This is a genomic window from Chromohalobacter sp. HP20-39 (assembly GCF_033052815.1).
GTDB lineage: Bacteria > Pseudomonadota > Gammaproteobacteria > Pseudomonadales > Halomonadaceae > Chromohalobacter.
Window position 1 is genome coordinate 1 of record NZ_JAWHTP010000141.1, and the last position, 462, is coordinate 462.

Here is a 462-nt window from a genome sequence, read left to right on the forward strand (position 1 = left end):
CGGAGTTTCCAGGCGCACGTAACTGGGGCTACGACGGCGTGCTGCCCTTCTCGCCCGAAGCCAGCTATGGCAGCCCAGACGACCTCAAGGCGCTGATCGACACCGCGCACGGGCTCGGCATCATGGTCTTCCTGGACGTGGTCTACAACCACTTCGGGCCGGACGGCAACTACCTGCACCATTACGCGCGCCGCTTCTTTCGCGACGATGTGCATACGCCTTGGGGCGCCGCCATCGACTTTCGTGTGCCGGAGGTGCGCGAGTTCTTTATCCAGAACGCGCTGATGTGGCTGATGGAGTATCGCTTCGATGGCCTGCGGCTCGACGCCGTGCACGCCATCACGGAGCGCGACTGGCTGGGCGAACTGGCAGCGCGCGTGCGCTTGGCGGTAGAGCCCGGCCGACACGTTCACCTTGTGCTTGAAAACGAACAGAACACCGCCACGCTGTTGGGCGACGCGG

The 462-nt window shown here is 64.5% G+C and carries 1 protein-coding gene; it reads left to right on the top strand.

Features of this window, described 5'->3' with window-relative positions; translation table 11 throughout:
* Positions 1-462 (top strand): alpha-amylase family glycosyl hydrolase (locus tag RVY79_RS17345; protein ID WP_317465724.1); only part of this gene is annotated, 462 nt, incomplete at both ends.